The sequence below is a fragment of the Latilactobacillus parafuchuensis genome (assembly GCF_055271665.1).
In genome coordinates this window covers 1-18,036 of record NZ_CM143875.1, presented here as the reverse complement: position 1 = coordinate 18,036, position 18,036 = coordinate 1, and the positions used below count along the sequence as shown (strand labels likewise).

Genomic DNA, 18,036 nt, shown 5'->3' with positions numbered 1-18,036 from the left:
GATGGAGATTATTAATATTAAGCAGCTTGTTGCTAACGTTTTGGGGAATGAGAGTGACCTGCAGTTCTGCGGGACAACTTATCCAGATGAATTCCCTGCATTTCCTGCTGCAGTTTATCAAACTTCGCACGCTCCGAGATTTATCGATGCAGATAAAAATGAGTTGGAAACTGACTGGATAGTATCGATTGATTTATTTAATGACCAAGGGTCTCTGACCGTAATTACAAATAAGCTGGTTTCTACATTTGTAGAAATCGGCTTTTCTTATACATCGGGTGATCAGAATATGGCAGGCGTTAAACGCACTGCTCTAGTGTTCAAAGCAACCGTTGATAATCAAAGACACATGGTATTTCAAAATTAGGAGGAATTAAAATGAAACAAAGATTAAAGAGCGACTTGCAAAAATTTGCAGATACATTTGTAGACCCTAAATTGGGTCTTTTAACCAAGGGGACAAAGCTTAGCTTTAAAAGCGAAAGTGATACTGATTTTACTGAAGTGGCAGCTGTCAAAACGATTCCAGATATTGGTTCTGATCCAGAAAAAGTTGATGTTACTTCGCTTGATGATGACAAAAAGAAATCTATTGCCGGTCTACAAGATTCGACTAATCTTGCCTTTGGCGTTGTGTACAAAGGGGCTAACTTCTATGAATTATTAGATAAGCAAGGTACTGATAAACAATACGATTGGAAGATTGTCTATCCTGATGGGTTAACAGTTACGTTTAAAGGTGCGTTCTCGCTTAAATTGGGCAATGCCGAAGTTAATAAGAGTATGGATTACACAATTACGGTCGTTGTTTCTGACGGGCCAGATATTGCGGCACCAGCTAACCCAAAACCGTAACGGGAGTGACACTCAATAAGACGACTCTAAATCTTAAGGTTGGCGCAACTGAAACGCTAACCGCATCTGTAGCTCCCACAGATGCCACGAACAAAGCAGGTAAATGGTCAACTGATAAAGCTGAACTAGCCACGGTTGATGTGAATGGTAAGGTAAAAGCTATTGCGGTCGGCGTTGTAAAGATAACCTTTACGACTGATGACGGTTCATTTGTAGCAACATGTACACTCACGATTACTGCAGTAGAATAATAAAATTATTTGGAGGAAACAAACATGATGAATGGGAAACAATTTAAATTAGGTGGGCTAACATTGGATTTACGATTGAGTGGGAAGGCGATTCTAAACATTGAAAAACGTTTAGGAACTTCAATTATGTCGCTTTACATGGGTGGTAACGGTGGTGTGGTATTGCCTGCCACTAATAAGCTGTTGATCGTATTACAGGGCGCAAATCAAACGCATGGTGTTACTGACAAAGATATGATCAATGGTTTTGAAAAGTATCTCGAAGCAGGCAACACACCAATGGATTTAAATAATGTCATTCAAGAATTATTGGATGAAGCTGGTTTTTTCGGCAAGAAGAAGGACGATACCAAGACAGATGGGGAATCAGCAGAAATGACTCTAGACGGGGAGCCAACGGAAGTTACGGATCCAGAAGAAACACTATAACCCAACCTGAATTTAAAACTGTGACCGAATTACTCTATGGTATTTATCCATATGCTGTAGAAAATGGCATCAAGGCTGACGAGTTTTGGCAGATGACGTTTGATGAAATTATGATTCACATTACTGCGACAATTAAACATCACAGAACCATGCTTAAAGAGCGTGCGGTAATGGACCATAAGACAGCAGAACTCATGGCGTTTGCCGTCAATGACCCAAGCAAGATGCCATCTGTTGAAAAGCACTACAGCTTTATGGATGACAATGCAGAACGTCAACCGGTCACATTAAATAATGAGCCTGATCAAACTGAGCCAGAAGAATGGCAAAGTGATCAGGCTCTTTTAGTACAACAGGCTATGGCTGTTAGAGCTACTAATGAAAGGAAGAAAAAATGTTAAACGGGATAATTTATTATAAAAAAAATAGTGACAATGTATTTATGCTAAGTAGATCGGCATCAACTATACAGTCACTTTTTTCTTTTGAGAAAGGTTCGTTAGAGAAAATTTATTCTAGATGGCCAAGCTCTAAAGATAATCTATATATTTTATTTGAAGGCAAAGAATTCAAACTAGAGTCCTAAAGATGACTCAATAAATTTTGCTGCTACTGATGAGAGGATTGTTAATGAAGCACTGCCGATTTTTTTAGAAATACTTGTTGATACCTCTGACCACACTTTGGGGCTTCTAATGTTATCTAGAAATTTATTGCCTTCCCAGGTAATTGTATCAATAACAATTATGTATTCGCCTGAAAAGTCACCATCACATGTTCCTTCAATGTATTTAGCACTAAGTAGTTGTTGCACAGAATATATGAGGTCGTCAGATGAGTATTTATTACTTACGTTCACAAGGTTAGGTCCCTGAAGTGGGAATGTATCTAATGGGAATGATTCAATTTCTAACAATAAATCTCTTACACAATCATGATTAAGTTTCATCGGTGTTCCTTCTTTCAATTTAATGTCTAAATTATAACAAAAAATGGAGGTGAGTAAATGGAGTTAGAAACGCTTGAGGTCTATATTGATGCCAATTTAAGCCGGATTAATGAACAGCTTGAAAAAATCTATCCAGCTTTTGAAAAGGCATTTAGCAAAGTCGAACAAATTACTGGTGCTTCAATGGATAAGACTGAAAAGTCCATGGATATTAGCAAGGGTAGTAATAAGTTAATTGATGAAGTCAAAAAAATTAACGACAATATGTCGAAACAATTTGATAGCATGACTAAAAATGCTGAATCATCGATGAATAAAACGGGCGATGGTTTAGTAAAAGGTATGTCGAATTCAAGAGTTAGAGTTGGCAAAGAAGCTGATCAATTAGTCAACAACGTAAACTCTAAGATGGAACAGGCTAGGGCAATTCAACAAAAAGCAACGTTTTTGAAGAATAAGCAAGCTACCGTTGCTTCAAGTGGTAATCCGCTAGATGCACAAAAGTTTGATTCTCAAATTGCGTCGGCCGAAGCACGTATGACACGTTATCAGAATCAAGCTAAAGCTCTTGCTGCAGAAATGCAGTCGGAGTTTGATGCAGTCCCAGCATCTTTAGCTAAGATTGCTCAAACGATGGATCAAAATGAAGCTTCAATTAATCGATTAAAGGCTAGTATTAAATCACTTAAGGCTGACCAAGCAAATGCTGAGGCGCCAGTTGGTAACTTTACAGACGGTTTTACTTCTAAACCAACAGCAAAGTCTTCAAAAATTGGCGATCAAGCAGCGCAACAGGAAGCTAAAGTAGCTAAGTTAATCTCACAAAATGATTCTTTAGGCGCTACTTACGCTAAGGTTGAGGACAGAAGTGCAGCGCTAAAGGGAGCAATCGGTAAGCTGAATACCGAGCTAGATAAGTCAGCAGTGGTGACTAAACGAACAAATGGTAATTTTAGTTCGATGAAAGGTCATTTAAGTGAGCTGTCTAGTAAATTCTCGATGTTTGGAAATGGTGCTAATAATCTAAATAAGGTTTCTTCTGCTGCTAACAAAAGTAAGGGTGCGATGTCTGGTTTAAGCGGAACAATGCGTATGTTGGCTTCACAATTAATTGTCTTTACGTTGCTTTTCCAAGGTGTGATGATGTTGGCATCTGGATTAGGTAGTGCGTTAATGACAAATGCACAATTTGCTGCATCGTTTAATCAGATTAAAGTTAATCTGTTGACGGCGTTTTACCCGATTTACACTGCAGCATTACCGGCAATTAATTCGTTAATGAGCGCCCTATCAAAAGCGACAAGTTGGATTGCTCAGTTCACATCGTCCTTATTCGGGATGAGTTATGGCGCTGCTAAACAAGGTGCGTCAGGGCTATACAATCAGGTTAGAGCAATTAACGATACGACAAGCGCTTCTAAGACAGCCGCTAGTCAAGTTAAAGAAACTAACAAGCAAATCACCGCGGCTAATAAAAAAGCTGCTGAATCCGCTTCTGCAGCCAACGAAGCCGCACGGAAGCAAATGCAAGAAACCAAAAAGAAAGCTCAAGAATTAAAGGGCGCTTTAATGGGTTTCGATGAAATCAATACTTTGTCGTCCGCAGATGATGATCAGGATTACTCTTACGATAAGCAAAAGGCGGATAAACAACCACTACAATCCGCTGATTCATTAGATGATAATCCGGGAACTAACTTTAATATTCCTGACGGTACGCAATTTGGTGGTGCGATTGCAGCTGCTAATGAGTTTAAAAAGATTCTTGCTGGCCTATTTAAACCAGTCCAAGAGGCATGGGATAAATATGGTAAATCTGTTATTGATGCTTGGAAATATGCTTTGCGCGAAGTAGACGGATTGATTAAATCAATCGGTAAATCGTTCATGGAAGTATGGACGAACGGTACCGGTGCAGTATTTATTGGAAACATCCTTAAACTATTATCCGATGTGTTCAATATTATTGGCGATGTCGCTAAAGCATTTAAAGACGCTTGGAATGACGGTGGTCGCGGCACTAACTTAATTCAAACATTGTTTAATATGTTTAATTCTATTCTTAATCTATTACATTCAATTGCAACCTCATTCCGTGCAGCATGGAATGATGGTACAGGACAAGCAATAGCGGCGAACCTGTTAGATATTTTCACTAATATCTTTAGGACAATTGGTAATTTAGCTGATCAATTTAATAAAGCGTGGAATGCTGGCAATGTTGGAAAATCAATATTCTCGGGTATTTTAGGCATTATCAATATTGTTCTTGGGACAATTAATAAGTTGGCCGGCGCGACTGCTGATTGGGCAAAGACGTTAGATTTTAGACCACTTCTAAACTCAATTGATGGTTTATTAAAGGCACTCCAGCCATTGACCAAGAATATCGGCGACGGGCTACTTTGGTTCTATAAAAACGTATTGCTTCCTTTAGCCGGGTTTACGATAACTCAGTTAATACCTGCTTTTTTAGACGCCTTATCAGGTGCTATAAAGTTAATCAACTCGGTAATCAACGCTCTTAAACCTTTAGGGGCATGGTTATTTAACAGTTTTCTAAAACCACTTGCACAATGGACTGGTGGGGCAGTTGTTGGAATAATCAAGGATTTAGGTAATGTTTTTTCAACACTTGGCGATTTAATCAATAAACACTCTAAAGGTTTCGCGGATTTCGTGATTATTCTTGGTTCATTTGTAACAGCTTTTGTAGCTGCGAAAAAAGCGTTAGATATCGTGAAAACTTTAAAGAATATTGTTGAATTCATTAAAGTATTTAAAGAGTTGTCATCGGCTGTCGGACTAGTACAAACAGCAATTACGTTTTTAGCGCCTATAATCGGCGGAATATCACTTCCGTTTATTGCGGTTGTTGCTGTTATTGGTACTGTAATAGCTGCCGGTGTTCTTCTTTGGAAAAACTGGGATACAGTTAAAGAGAAGGCTGGTCAACTTGGCAAGTGGATTGGCGAGAAATGGGATGGCATTAAAGTTGCAACCGAAAAGGTATGGGGTGCTATAACAACGTTCCTTAAAAAATGGGGCGTTGACATATTAATTCTTATGTTTACAGGACCTGCAGCACCATTTATTCTGTTCGCTAAATATGTAGCTACTCATTGGGATTCCATATCTAGCTCGACATCAAAAATATGGGGGAACGTTAAAGATGCTATAAGCGATAAAGCCAAAGAGGCTTTTACAAAAGCTAAAAAGCATTTCGGAGATTTAAAAGATTCCGCAGGAACTCATTTTGAAAATATTAGAAAATCAGCTGCAGATAAGTTTGAAAGTATTAAGTCTTCAGTATCAGACAAAGCAAAATTAGCCAAGGACAAAGCTTTGGATGCTTGGTCTATCATGAAACAACATACAGGCCCCTATTTCGATGCTGTAAAAACTACTGCTAGTGACGCTTTTGATAAAGTCTCTGGATGGGCTGGTGGTTTAGGCGGCCGAATGGCTACAGGGTTAAAGAATGGTATTCGAGGAGTTAAAGATGCAGCTGGAGGAATAGCCAATGCAATTTTAAATACAATTGGATCAGCGGTTAATGGTGTCATTGACGGTGTTAAGTGGATACTTAAACATGTTGGGGCTTCTGGTGCAGCAAAAGAATTGCATCATTGGTCAGTACCGAATTTTGCAACGGGTGGTACTCATAGAGGTGGACCAGCTTTGGTTAATGATCAACAAGGTTCTTTATACCGAGAGGCTTATCAACTTCCTAATGGTAAAACGGGATTATTCCCACAACAAAGAAACTTCATTGCCGATATGCCAGCTGGTACTAAAATTATGAACGCTTCTAACACGGCTAAGTTAACGCAAAGTAACATACCTCATTACGCTTTTGGTATCGGTGATTTTAGCTTCCCTGAAATTCATATACCTGATATGAGTAACCTTTTCAGCGGTCTTGGCGGCGCTTGGAGTTCCGTTGTTGATACTGCTGAAAGTATATTTGACGATGTGACTCATCCTAGTAGGGTGATCGATTATGCTGTTAATAAATTTACAAAATACACCGGTTTGGAACATCCTGCATTAGATGTTGCAACTGGCAGTGTGGGCAAGATTAAAGATGGTGCTTTAAACATGGTCAAAAAGGCCCTAGAAGAGTTTTCTCCTGAACCCAGTGGTAGTGGTATCAAGAGATGGGCAGGTGTAATTCGTAAGTCACTATCCAAGAACGGCTTGCCTACTAACGGAGCTTATACTAACGCTTGGTTACGCCAAGTTCAAACTGAATCAGGCGGTAACGAGCATGCTATTCAAGGTGATATCGGAGATATTAATAACAAGACGGGTAACCTTGCTCAAGGTCTATTGCAGGTTATTCCGCCAACCTTTAGAGCTAATAAGTTCCCTGGTCACGGGAATATCCTAAAAGGTTACGATAATGCACTAGCGGCAATTCATTACGCTAAGGGTCGCTATGGCTCTGATATGCTAGGCGTTATTGGACGCGGCCACGGCTATGCTAATGGCGGACCAATTTTTAAACATGGGCTTTATGAAATGGGCGAAGGCAATAATCAAGAAATGGTGTTGCCTTTAACCAATAGATCTCGTGCTTGGGAATTGATGCAACAAGCATCAGAGATGATGGGCTTTGGTCAACTTCAATTGCCTGAAGTGTTATCGAAAGAGGACAACTTTTCAAATAATTTTGATTTATCAAACAATAGTAATAGTCAATCTGGTGGTGTGGGCGCTAGCAATGCGCTATCAATTATTGCATCGTTATTAACTAATAATGATAGTGGTAACCAGCAGGCAACTGTTGAACAACCGCTTATTCTAGAACTTAATGACGATGTTTTGGGTAGAACTGTTATTAAGGTGATTAATAAAGAAATTAAGCGGACTGGTAAGATTCCGTTAAATATTTAGGAGGGATTGATATTCGTGTCATATTTAAAAATTGGTGGGACAGCGGTTAAAGCGCCGCAGTCTTTTCAGGTAGCAATTCAGGATATTGATGGCAATACAACAAGAAATGCAAAGGGTAATATGAACCGAGATAGGGTCGCTGTGAAACGAAAGCTACAAGTTTCATGGGGGCCTTGTTCTATGGCTGAATCTGCTGCTATTTTTCAAGCTGTGTCCCCGGTATTCGTTTCTGTAACCTATCCTGATCCACAAGATGGAAAAATAGCTACACGAACCTTTTATGTTGGCGACCGAACGGCGCCGACTTATTCATGGAACGCTCAGTTTTCACGGATTGAATGGAAGGGGTTGTCTTTTGATTTTGTTGAGAAGTAAGGAGGGATTATATGCTGAAAGTAAGTGACGCGTTTAATTCAGCGTTTGCAGCGCCGGATAGAGAGCTTCGTGCACGTGTCACGATTGGAAAGACCGTTTACGATAGTGATGATTTAACTAGTATTAATTACGATTCGGGCGCAATGACCGGTGAGCAGTTTTCTATTGGCTCAACCTATATGAACTCGGCAAAAATTACTTTTAGTCACTTAGTTGAAGGTTTGAAACAACTAGATGAAGTATTGCTAGAGTTCGGCATTGTTAAAGCTGATGGGACAACTGAATACGTCAAGATGGGCACATTCATTATTGATGATAAGATTCAGATGGACCGCAACAACAACTCAACAACCATTGAATGTATGGATCGAATGGTGATGCTCGGCGGAGCGTATAAATCAAAGCTGAGTTATCCGGCTACTATTAAATCAGTTGCCGTAGAAATTGCTAATATGGCTGGCGTTAGAGTTAACGATACAAGTTTTGCAAGATTGCCTAACCAATCTATCAATGAACCGATTGGTTATTCCTACCGTGATGCGATTGGGATTATTGCACAATTTGCAATGGGATTTGCATTGTTTGATCGTGATGGCTACCTTGATATTAGAACGCTTGTTGATAGCGAATTTAAAATTGACCCAAGTCAATACTTCCTAAAAGGCCTTGTTAAAAACGAGACCTTTTTTAAGTTGAACGGGATTAGTTGTACGGTTGTGACAACAAGCAAAGATGAGAACGGTAATGAGACATCTAAAACAACAGTATTACAGAGTGGCTCAAGCTCCGGATCTCAAATAAAGTTGGCCAACAATGTTATGACCCAGGATGTTCTTGATCGGATGTATGAATCGCTCAAGTTTACTAACTACTATCCGTTCACATTGAATTGGAATGGAAATCCCGCCGTTGAAGCAGGTGATTGGTTAACGCTAGAAGACATGCAGGGCAATGAGTTTAAGGTGCCGAACATGTCTTACACGCTCACTTTTAACGGTGGGTTAACCGCTAGTTCAAAAGCTGAAACGTCTACTAATTCATCTGTAACCTATAGTTATGGTGGATCTATGAGCAATATTGTTAACGAAATTGGTGGTCGTGAAGGCGCTGAGGGTAATCATATCTATGAAGGAACTGAAGACCAGAAACCACTCTTTCCTAAAGAGGGAGACCTTTGGTATAAGCATGTTGGGCCTGATACTGAGGAGTGGATTTATAAGGATGGCAAATGGGAGTTTCTAACGTCTACCAAACCTGCTACTGATGCTCAAAAGGCTGCCGATGCTGCTCAAAAAGAAGCCGAAGAATCCAAAAAAACGGCTAACGAATCAGTAGCCGCTGCCAATGATGCTGTGGCCAAAGCTGGGTTTGCCAACGACACGGCGACACAAGCTAAATCAGATGCGGCGGCAGCTCAAAAAGATGCTACGGGTGCTTTAAATAGTGCACTTGATGCTCAAAGTGACGCTAGTGCTGCAGTAATCCAAGCATCGTCCGCCGCAGCTGACTCTAAAGATGCTAAGCAAATTGCTGGAGCAGTTAGCCAGAGTTATAAGACGTTAACAGATGGTTCGACTATGACCATTGCTGAGTTAGAGAGTGGATTGGCTGTTAAGTTGACCAAGACTGATTTAGATGGATACGCCACCCAGACATGGACTCAAAATCAGATTAAAATGACTGCTGACGGAATTAACGGCACCATGTCCAGTATCAAGAGTACTGTCGACGGTCAGACAACCAGTATTAATGACCTGAAAGTTGATTCCAGTGGGTTTAAGAGTCAGTTTACAACAGTTAACAATACTCTCGGTAAGCAAACCACTGATATTGGTACCTTGCAAGCCACCTCTAAAGAATTGACTACCGGGTTTAATACGTTAACAACTGATAATACGACTAATAAGAACGACATTAGTCAACTTAAACAGACTGCCACCGAACTTAACAGCACCATGACGACTGTTCAAACACAGGTTCAAAACAGTGCTGTGGGTACAAACCTATTAACAGGTACTAGTAGTGATTTAATTATAGATGACTCGTCTAATACCTCTCAAGGTTGGAAATATTGGCCTGTATATGATGGTCTAATTGCGGGATATGTATACACCTTTAGTTCCGAGGTATCTGTTGTGGGAACAGCTACTTCTATTGATGTTCGTTCGTATAATCCAACTACTGGAATAGCTGATATTGACTCTTATACCACGTTTCCTATTGTTGAGGGCAAAATATCAGGATTGGTAAAGCCTAAAGATGGATATACTGATTTATTAGTTTATGCAGGTAATTCTGGAAATACGCACGGAAACAAAGTAACGTTCCATCACATGAAGTTGGAAAAAGGAAGTATAGCTACTGATTGGTGCCCTAATCCAGCTGATAATGCTACGGTTACTGCTCTCTCCAAGCTTTCTCAAACTGTTGACGGTATGCAATTTGATATTTCCAAGAAAATTGAGCAGAAGGATCTTAATGGCTATGCCACGCAAACGTGGACACAGTCGCAGATTAAGTCCACTGCTGACCAGATTAATCTGAGCGTGTCGAAGGTACAGACCAATCTGGATAATACGCAAATTGGTTCACGGAATTATATAAAAGGCTCCAATGTGCCAATTCATATTACGGGTATCTGGCATACTGAAAGCAACGGCATTTCCGTGCCTAGCTGGTACGCTTCGATACCTAGCTTGATTGGCAAAGCCGACGGTGATTGGGTTGTAAGTTTTGATATTAGTGGACTAGAAGGTCATGTCCCAACATCGGTTACAGTTGGTTTTGCTGACCCAAAATCAACTGCAAATAATAGAGCTATGGGTGATTTTACCGTATCGAAAACTGGGCGCGTAGTCGCAAAAGTTAACTTGGATTCCATAAATAATGACTGGACTTCAGTTTTAATTTATTCAAACTCAGGTCAATGGTTTGGGTCACAGGATAAAAAAGCCGATATTAGTCGTTATCAGATTGAAAAAGGCAAGGTTGTAAGTGATTGGAAGCAGGCTAACGAAGACAACGCTAGCGAAGTTGAATTTAGTCAACTGCAATTAACCGTAAACGGCATCCAAGGCACAGTACAGAATAAGGCTGACCAGTCGCAAGTCACGCAACTGGCTAATCAAATCACTAGTACGGTTAGCCAACTGGGGACCCCTAACTACGTCTATAATCCGGGCTTTGCTGGAAGCAGTGCAGACGGGTGGTGGCTTAGTGAAGTCTATTATATGTCGAACAATGACGTCTCAGCCAAAGATGGTGTGACAGCCTTGGGTATTAATTTAAACAACGTAGGTACGTCCGGAACAACAACGTTTAAAACGGCCATCAGCAAACGCATGCCTTATAGCGGCGACTTATCACAACCAATTTCGGCAAGTGTTAATATTCGTACGTATGAGGTTACGGGAGATGTTCGATTCTTTTTCACGATTGAAACATTTGCGGACTTAACCAGTGGTCGTGTTGAATACTTTAGTTCAAACGAGATAACAGGAGCTCAAAGCGGTTGGCGCACCTTAGCCAACTTAAATGCTAAACCAACTAAGCCGTTTAAATATGTTTCTATTGCATATCAAGTCGCTTTTTATGGCGTTGCATCAGCCCATGCCATGTATTCAAAACCAATGATGAACTTTGGGCCTACGGTTGCGCCATACACAGATAGTGGTATATCTGCATCTCAAATCACGCAACTGTCCAATGACATTAACTTACGTGTTCAAAAAGGCGACGTAGTCAACCAAATCAACATCAGCCCTGAAAGCATCTTAATTGCTGGTCAAAAAGTCCACATCACGGGGCAAACGTCAATTGATAACGCGGTGATTAAAGATGCGATGATTGCAGACATTAAAGCCGATAAGATTACAGCCGGCACGCTTAATGCTGCTAACGTTAATGTGATTAACCTCAATGCTAATAACATCACGACTGGGACTATTAAGGGCGCCAATCTATCCATTAATTTGAACAGCGGTGAGATTTTATTTCAAAAAGGCGCTATTAGGTCAACCAATGGCAATCTAAACATCGATATCAGCCAGGGTACAATGGCGGTTACCAACCAGTACAAAAGTGGTTTTTATTTTGAAGATGGCAAGCTTGTTTTAAATAACGGCTGGTTGAACGGCATTCGCAACCCGCCTAAATATGGGTCGCTTGAATACAACGCCAATATCTTCACTGTTAACGGCTTAGCTATTAAAGGAACAGAAGGCGTGACGATTGGGACACCAGGTTACAATCCATTAGCAATGTTCTCGTCAGTTAATGAATCTGGGATTGCAATTGACAAAAAACATCTAGAAATAGGAAGTGTTGGCCCAACAATAATTAGTTCTGGCAATAGATTCTTTATGAATCTATTGACGCAGTCGCCTTTTATTGCCGTTGGGACAACAACGGATGGTAGTTATATGACTACTAGTGATCCTGGATCTCGAATTTCTTTATACGCAGAGTATGTACACATACCATCTGCTTACTGGCAGACGGCCAGTGCTTCAGCAAATTTACGCATTTCCGCAGACGGCGCGCTAGTCCGGTCTACATCAGCATCTAAATATAAGACTGACATCGTACGTACGAATAAATCAGATTACGGCGATAAGCTGTTAAATCTACCAACAGCAACATGGACTGATATTGCCGAGACTAAACGTTATCGAGATGATCCAGTTAATCAGATTAAACCGACGCGCAATTTTGGTATGATCGCCGAAGATTTGGCTGATGCTGGGCTTGAAATGCTGGTTGTCCGTGGGGCAGATGGCGAACTTGAAGGGATTAATTATGACCGTATCGGGCCGGCTTTAATCCCAGTAATTGCTAAATTAAAAAATGAAGTTGAAACACTAAAACAACAATTGGAGGCAGAAACAGCATGACAAAAACACTTACATTTAAAAACGGAGAACTAGCAGCAATCGGCAACTTTTTAGGGACTTTAAGTCTTAAAAATAAGGCTAGTCGCGGTCGCACTAAACTAATCAAGTTGATTTCAGCAAAAAATGATGAATATGTCGAAGAGCGAAAGGATGTGCTTGAACCGTTCATCAAGAAAGATGAAGCTGGCAACAGCGTAGAAGGCGACACTCCGGGGTCGGTTGTTCTGATTGAGGAGAAAACTGGTGAAGCAAATGCTGCTATCAATGAAATTGATAATGAGTCTGCGGTTATTGAGTTTACAGAATACAACGAAAAAATGAAGGCACTCTATGATGACATCGCTGACTATCCAACCGAATTTAGCAATCAAGATGCGGCGGCGTATGATTTATTAATGGACCAACTAGAATCAGCATTCGAAAATGAAACGGAGGAAACAAAATAATGAATATTAAAAAGACAGCTTTAACTTATAATTTCGACGGGGAGGGAAATACCACATCTATTACGGTTAGTTTGTCGGGCAATGAAGGTGCGGACTATTTAAACGCCAACATTCAAGTAACGCCTGAAGACTTAACTAGTGGGCAAACCTTTGATAATTTAACTATGAAGGACATTACAACGATTGCGCGGAAGAAACTGGCTAAGGCTACGGCGGTTAAAGAATAGAAGGAGGAATAGCATGGTTTGAGCAACGATAAGGATGATTTAAACGTAACAGAGATGCTAATTGACATTCGGGAGCGGTTAGCCCGCGTCGAAGAAAACACTAGCAATCTTGATTCAACGGCAATCAAAGCTAGTAAGGCCTATTCGATTGCTAAAGAAAATCAAAAAGATATTGAAGATTTAAATGATAGATCTAAGTGGACTCAAAGGACAGCTATTACAGCTATCTTGATCCCGATTGGTCTTTTTTTATTTGAAAAATTAATAGGAGGGTAATTAATGATTAAAAAAGTAGATTGGCATTCAAAAGTTTTATGGACATCACTCACAGCGCTGTTGATTGTACTGATTCAGCAGATTGCTAAAGTGTTCGGCTTTGAATTCAGCAACGACATGGCCGGCCAGATTCAGGGCATCGTCAACACGGTGCTCACAATCTTAGGCTTAGTCGGCGTCATCTACGACACCACGAAGGGAGATTCAAATGAAAAAATTAAATAAACTAGTGGTCGCCTTTGGGGCGGCTATTTTATTTGCATCAACAACTATGATTGGCGGGGCGCAAGCCTATTCGATCGACAACACATATCAATTAGGTGCCAATGAAGGATCGTCGTATAAAACGACTAATAACTATGTAATTCTGCATGATGTCGGTACCGAATCAAAAGCGTGGGAAAACGCCAGTTATTTAAAACGTGCTTGGCTGTCTACACAATCCTATGTGCAGTATTATGTTGGTGACGGCGGTAAGGTTTATTCTGGTGGTGCAGAAGGCTATCAGGCATGGGGTGCCGGATCAGTTGCTAATGCCAGTTCGCCGGTTCAAATTGAATTAGCCCATACATGGGACGCGAATCAGTTTGCCAAAGATTATGCAGCTTATGTTAATCTAGCCCGCAACAGCGCGTTGAAATACGGTATCCCACTAACGCTTGATGGTTCAGGCAACGGCATCAAAACGCATCTTTGGGTGACGAATAATCTATGGGGTAACCACAGTGATCCTTACGGTTATCTAGCACGGTTCGGCGTTACAAAAGCTAAGTTAGCGCAAGATTTGAAGACAGGATTGCCAGAAAATGGCAGTGGCAGCTCGGTAACCACACCAGTTAAACCAACCGAACCGACTAAGCCATCAACGTCAAACATTCCTGCCGGTTTCACACCTGAAATTGGCACGTTTATTAATGGCGATACCGAAATCATGGATCGTGTTGGTGGTGCTTCTGTTTACAACACTCGTGGCGAATATTTGAAACCTTATGGTGCTTGGAAATACGATAGCTATAAACGTATCGGTAACTTGGTTTGGATTCATCAAACATTTAAAGGCATGCAAGTTTACATTCCAGTACGCCAAGGCTCAGTCGCTTGGGGGACATTTAGATAACACTTATAAAAATGCTGGTAAAGTTGTAAGTTACCTATAACGCCGTCGAAGTGTTGCTTTGTCGGCATTTGCTTAAAAATAAGTATGTATTTTGTAATATTTAGGAATCATACAAAAAGCCCTCGTTTGAGGGCAGTAGATAATATTATTGATGAGTTCCGATATTAATATTGCCGAATAACTTAATACAGTAAATTGCGCTAAGCCCAACAAGGACGTATACAATACGAGAAATAATAGCTGCTTGTCCGCCGAATAACATAGCGACTAAATCGAATTTGAATAGGCCGACTAGTAACCAGTTTAAACCGCCAACGATTAACAAAGTAAGAGCAATGTTGTCTATAGTTTTCATACTTAACACCTCCTTTACTAACTTTAAAATAACATCCTCAGAGAGATGGAACAATATAATTGCTTATAGTGATTGTTTCTAGAATATGAATGATTTTGAGTGGAAAATTTAACGTACGTATATTGTTGTTTAATTAGCAATAAGGTACAATTAAGGTATTCCAATAAACTCCCCCAAAAGTTTAATGGTTAGCCTTCATCCTTACGGATGGGGGCTTTTTTTGAATTTAAATTAAGAATAAATTGACAGAATTACACAAAAAACAAGACGTTAACAATTATCGGACCACGTTAAAATAAAAAGCCCTAACTCACTTAATCGGTGGGTTAGAGCTGTTTTTTTATTATCCACTTATATTACCGAGTAAACTCTTCAAGAGATTCCATTTGAGTAACGAGGCTATCGAACCAAAAATTCGCTAGTATCTCATTCTTGAATTCTAAAGTGAATTTATTTGTTCCTTCTATATTAATAGACGGTCCAGATAACTCAATAAATAATCCGAGCGATTCAATCTGCAAAACTTCCATTTCTATCACCTCAAATAATATTACGTTAATCAATCTGTTTCCCATCAACAAACAAACGATTTTCGATTTTAGCCTCCGTTAGGACGTTGTCCCATGATCCAAATAGTTTAATAGCCTTTGCCCACCTTGGATAATCCATCCGGGTGGGTATTTTTTTATTTTTAATTGCTATTTGTTGAATCTCGTGTATAACGTATTGTCGAACGATAGGCGTATCACCTTTAAGTTGAACAGGTTCAAGTCCGGCCATTATTATTGCATCGGTCCAACTTCCAAACAAATAGTAGCTTGCATGTGTGTTAAACGATCTTTGAGTGGGGATAATTCCAGTTTCTGCATATCGTTTTTTTATTTCTTCTATAAAAGTTTGTTGGGTATATTTCCCCTTAATCATCCAGTTGTTGAAGCCTTTTGTACTTTCGGACATTATTGACCATTCCAATCGTTTAATAATGAAAATATTCGTGGACTGCCATTGAAATGGTGATTGTCTTAGCGATTATTGCATTGCTGATATTGTTGATTGCCCCTAATTTAATGCAACAAAAAAATCGGGCGGAACAAAAAACGGATACGGCTTTGGTCACGACCATTCAAACCCAGGTCGAACTTGCGAAGGAGGAGGGCAAAGGTAATCCAACGATGGCCGATTTACGTGAGAAGGATTTTTTATCAGATGCGCAAGTGGAACATGCCAAAGATCGGGGGATTGTCATCAAAAATGGGATTGTTAGTCAATCTAAACCATAAGAATAGGGCGTTTACCTTAATTGAAACGTGTGTCGTACTCACGATAGTCGTTGGTTTAACCTGGTTGCCGGTTCAACAGTATCAGCAATTTCAAGCGCGGCAAGCGGAACGTTTGTTTTTTCAAGAATTTGAAACAACTTGGCAATCGATGCGTCAATATTTAGCGACTGAATCAGATAGTGTCGTGATTAAAATGGATCCAGAACATTATTGGATTCGTTTTAGTGTGACCCGTCAAAAACAATATAGTTGCCAGTTAACGATTCCGAAGACGTTAAAATTAAACGCTGGTCAATGGCATAAATTAAAACTAGATCATAATCGGGGTGTCAAACCGCACACTTTGACGTTTAATTCGCTAATTGATCAGCATCGATATGAGTATAAAATTCAAATGATGTGGGGGATGCTACACGTTTAAAAAGCAGAGAGCCTTTATTTTATTAGAACATATCGTGGCGTTGACACTTTTACTGGTCAATAGTGTGGTTTTAACGACCTGTTTACAACAACAGCGCCAAAGCTTACTGCAACGGCGCAATCAAGCTGATCTTAATGCCGTGTTAAAACTAGCGACCGTTCAATTGGCATCCGGACAAAGCGTTGCTACGGATTGGCAATATCATTCAAAATGGTATCAATGTGCACGAGAAAATGATTGGATTCGTATTCAAGAGAAGAAGACAGGTGACGTAATTGAAATACATTGGACAAGTGACTAAGACTAGGCCGGCTTTTACACTAATTGAAATGATTGTTTCATTAGTCGTTTTGATTCTTTGTACAGAATTATTATTGGTCAGTACACGGTTATTAGGTCAGATGACAAAGTTGGCCAACAGCGAACAACAAAATATTAACTGGCAAATTGGGATGGTCCAGCTGGATCGTTTTTTAGAGCAATCCCAGTTTGTTAAATTTAAAACGGATGAAGATCAAATCAAAATGATCTTTAAAAAGCAGGAACCGGATAATATCTATCACCTAAAAAAAGTGAAACAGGAACTAGTTGTTGTCAGTCAAGCCGAAGGGTATATGCCGTTAATCGGGCAACTTAAGCAGATTCAATTTGACTACGATGAACCTAATTTGAAGTTGAAAGGCACGTTTCAAAACGGGAAGGTTTATCAACACCGCTGTTATTTAGAGAAGGCCTATGCGCAATAAACGGCCGGCAATCGCCTTATTAAATGCGGTTTTGCTTTTGAGTGTGACGGCAGCCTTATTATTAATCGTTACGCGTAGTTATCGTCAGCAAGTATTGACATACACCCGGCTAACGCATTATTATCAAGCGCAGAGCTTAGCAAATTTAACGCAATCAATGGCGAAAAAAAAGCGGATAAAAGGGTTAAAGACAACGCTTGGGACAACTCGAATTAATTGGCAAACCCGACAAATTACCGTCCTGTTAGACAGTGGTTATCAAAAACAGTTTCGATTGAGGGGTGAAACAGAGTCGAAATAAAAATACTATTTGATAAAGCGCTTACTATCGACTATACTACTTAATATAACCATCTGTATTACTTGCTTTGCCGTTGGATTACCGCTAAAATATAACAGGAATCTAATGAATAGAGGTGGCTATTTTGCCTAAGAGTGCTGTAGAAAGTTTGTTTGATCAATTGGATCAGACAACAACATTAATTGAACAGAATTTGGAAACAACTTATTTGGATGCA

The 18,036-nt window shown here is 40.0% G+C and carries 21 protein-coding genes; 18 read left to right on the top strand and 3 right to left on the bottom strand.

Going from position 1 to position 18,036, the window contains the following annotated elements; all coding sequences use genetic code 11:
* Window position 1: 1 nt before the first annotated feature.
* From ACVPPQ_RS00105 to ACVPPQ_RS00085, 5 genes are read left to right on the top strand one after another with little or no spacing between them, the layout of a single operon-like run.
* On the top strand, window positions 2-367 hold the full coding sequence (locus tag ACVPPQ_RS00105; protein WP_463494821.1) for a hypothetical protein: 366 nt from the start codon (window positions 2-4) through the stop codon (window positions 365-367).
* A gap of 11 nt (window positions 368-378) precedes the next feature.
* A complete protein-coding gene (locus ACVPPQ_RS00100) occupies window positions 379-855 on the top strand; it encodes a phage tail tube protein (protein WP_463494819.1) in 477 nt (158 codons plus the stop codon).
* A gap of 5 nt (window positions 856-860) precedes the next feature.
* Window positions 861-1,106, top strand: coding sequence for an Ig-like domain-containing protein (locus tag ACVPPQ_RS00095; RefSeq protein WP_463494817.1), 246 nt, complete (start codon window positions 861-863; stop codon window positions 1,104-1,106).
* 24 nt (window positions 1,107-1,130) lie between these two features.
* Window positions 1,131-1,535, top strand: coding sequence for a DUF6096 family protein (locus ACVPPQ_RS00090; protein ID WP_463494815.1), 405 nt, complete (start codon window positions 1,131-1,133; stop codon window positions 1,533-1,535).
* 20 nt (window positions 1,536-1,555) lie between these two features.
* Window positions 1,556-1,936, top strand: coding sequence for a hypothetical protein (locus ACVPPQ_RS00085; protein ID WP_250130354.1), 381 nt, complete (start codon window positions 1,556-1,558; stop codon window positions 1,934-1,936).
* Window positions 1,937-2,109: 173 nt separating this feature from the next.
* On the opposite strand, the gene ACVPPQ_RS00080 is transcribed toward ACVPPQ_RS00085, so the two are convergent.
* Window positions 2,110-2,502, bottom strand: a complete 393-nt coding sequence (locus ACVPPQ_RS00080) for a DUF2513 domain-containing protein (RefSeq protein WP_463494813.1) — start codon at window positions 2,500-2,502, stop codon at window positions 2,110-2,112.
* A gap of 39 nt (window positions 2,503-2,541) precedes the next feature.
* Between ACVPPQ_RS00080 and ACVPPQ_RS00075 the strand changes: the two genes are divergently transcribed.
* The 8 genes from ACVPPQ_RS00075 to ACVPPQ_RS00040 are packed head-to-tail and all read left to right on the top strand — an operon-like array spanning window position 2,542 to window position 14,716.
* Window positions 2,542-7,383, top strand: a complete 4,842-nt coding sequence (locus ACVPPQ_RS00075) for a phage tail protein (protein WP_463494812.1) — start codon at window positions 2,542-2,544, stop codon at window positions 7,381-7,383.
* Between the two features lie 15 nt (window positions 7,384-7,398).
* Complete coding sequence (locus ACVPPQ_RS00070; RefSeq protein WP_463494810.1) at window positions 7,399-7,758, top strand: DUF6711 family protein; 360 nt, start codon at window positions 7,399-7,401, stop codon at window positions 7,756-7,758.
* Window positions 7,759-7,769: 11 nt separating this feature from the next.
* The gene (locus tag ACVPPQ_RS00065; protein WP_463494808.1) at window positions 7,770-12,650 is read left to right on the top strand and encodes a gp58-like family protein; all 4,881 of its coding nucleotides are present in this window, start codon (window positions 7,770-7,772) and stop codon (window positions 12,648-12,650) included.
* Window positions 12,647-13,096: a DUF1617 family protein gene (locus tag ACVPPQ_RS00060; protein WP_463494806.1), complete on the top strand. Its 450-nt coding sequence runs from the start codon at window positions 12,647-12,649 to the stop codon at window positions 13,094-13,096. Before ACVPPQ_RS00065 ends, ACVPPQ_RS00060 begins: the two co-directional genes overlap by 4 nt.
* Window positions 13,096-13,323: a hypothetical protein gene (locus ACVPPQ_RS00055; RefSeq protein WP_463494804.1), complete on the top strand. Its 228-nt coding sequence runs from the start codon at window positions 13,096-13,098 to the stop codon at window positions 13,321-13,323. Before ACVPPQ_RS00060 ends, ACVPPQ_RS00055 begins: the two co-directional genes overlap by 1 nt.
* 18 nt (window positions 13,324-13,341) lie before the next feature.
* Complete coding sequence (locus tag ACVPPQ_RS00050; RefSeq protein WP_101377852.1) at window positions 13,342-13,599, top strand: hemolysin XhlA family protein; 258 nt, start codon at window positions 13,342-13,344, stop codon at window positions 13,597-13,599.
* A 3-nt stretch (window positions 13,600-13,602) separates the two neighbouring features.
* On the top strand, window positions 13,603-13,824 hold the full coding sequence (locus ACVPPQ_RS00045; RefSeq protein WP_463494802.1) for a phage holin: 222 nt from the start codon (window positions 13,603-13,605) through the stop codon (window positions 13,822-13,824).
* Window positions 13,808-14,716 carry an N-acetylmuramoyl-L-alanine amidase gene (locus tag ACVPPQ_RS00040; RefSeq protein WP_463494800.1) on the top strand — a complete coding sequence of 303 codons (909 nt, stop codon included), beginning with the start codon at window positions 13,808-13,810 and terminating at the stop codon, window positions 14,714-14,716. Before ACVPPQ_RS00045 ends, ACVPPQ_RS00040 begins: the two co-directional genes overlap by 17 nt.
* A 145-nt stretch (window positions 14,717-14,861) precedes the next feature.
* On the opposite strand, the gene ACVPPQ_RS00035 is transcribed toward ACVPPQ_RS00040, so the two are convergent.
* Window positions 14,862-15,071, bottom strand: a complete 210-nt coding sequence (locus ACVPPQ_RS00035) for a DUF378 domain-containing protein (RefSeq protein WP_463494798.1) — start codon at window positions 15,069-15,071, stop codon at window positions 14,862-14,864.
* 555 nt (window positions 15,072-15,626) lie between these two features.
* Entirely contained in the window at window positions 15,627-16,028 is a 402-nt protein-coding gene (locus tag ACVPPQ_RS00030; RefSeq protein WP_463494796.1) for a homing endonuclease associated repeat-containing protein, read from the bottom strand.
* A gap of 53 nt (window positions 16,029-16,081) precedes the next feature.
* Here ACVPPQ_RS00030 and ACVPPQ_RS00025 point away from each other — a divergent pair, with 53 nt between their 5' ends.
* Genes ACVPPQ_RS00025 through ACVPPQ_RS00005 form a run of 5 tightly spaced genes read left to right on the top strand, consistent with a single transcriptional unit; the run spans window position 16,082 to window position 17,819 of the window.
* On the top strand, window positions 16,082-16,351 hold the full coding sequence (locus ACVPPQ_RS00025) for a competence protein ComGC (RefSeq protein ID WP_463494794.1): 270 nt from the start codon (window positions 16,082-16,084) through the stop codon (window positions 16,349-16,351).
* The gene (locus ACVPPQ_RS00020) at window positions 16,323-16,772 is read left to right on the top strand and encodes a hypothetical protein (RefSeq protein ID WP_463494792.1); all 450 of its coding nucleotides are present in this window, start codon (window positions 16,323-16,325) and stop codon (window positions 16,770-16,772) included. Before ACVPPQ_RS00025 ends, ACVPPQ_RS00020 begins: the two co-directional genes overlap by 29 nt.
* 34 nt (window positions 16,773-16,806) lie before the next feature.
* Window positions 16,807-17,073, top strand: a complete 267-nt coding sequence (locus ACVPPQ_RS00015) for a hypothetical protein (protein ID WP_463494790.1) — start codon at window positions 16,807-16,809, stop codon at window positions 17,071-17,073.
* Window positions 17,048-17,518 carry a competence type IV pilus minor pilin ComGF gene (gene comGF, locus ACVPPQ_RS00010; RefSeq protein ID WP_463494788.1) on the top strand — a complete coding sequence of 157 codons (471 nt, stop codon included), beginning with the start codon at window positions 17,048-17,050 and terminating at the stop codon, window positions 17,516-17,518. Before ACVPPQ_RS00015 ends, comGF begins: the two co-directional genes overlap by 26 nt.
* The gene (locus tag ACVPPQ_RS00005; RefSeq protein WP_463494786.1) at window positions 17,508-17,819 is read left to right on the top strand and encodes a hypothetical protein; all 312 of its coding nucleotides are present in this window, start codon (window positions 17,508-17,510) and stop codon (window positions 17,817-17,819) included. The genes comGF and ACVPPQ_RS00005 overlap by 11 nt, the downstream gene beginning before the upstream one ends.
* Window positions 17,820-18,036: the final 217 nt, after the last annotated feature.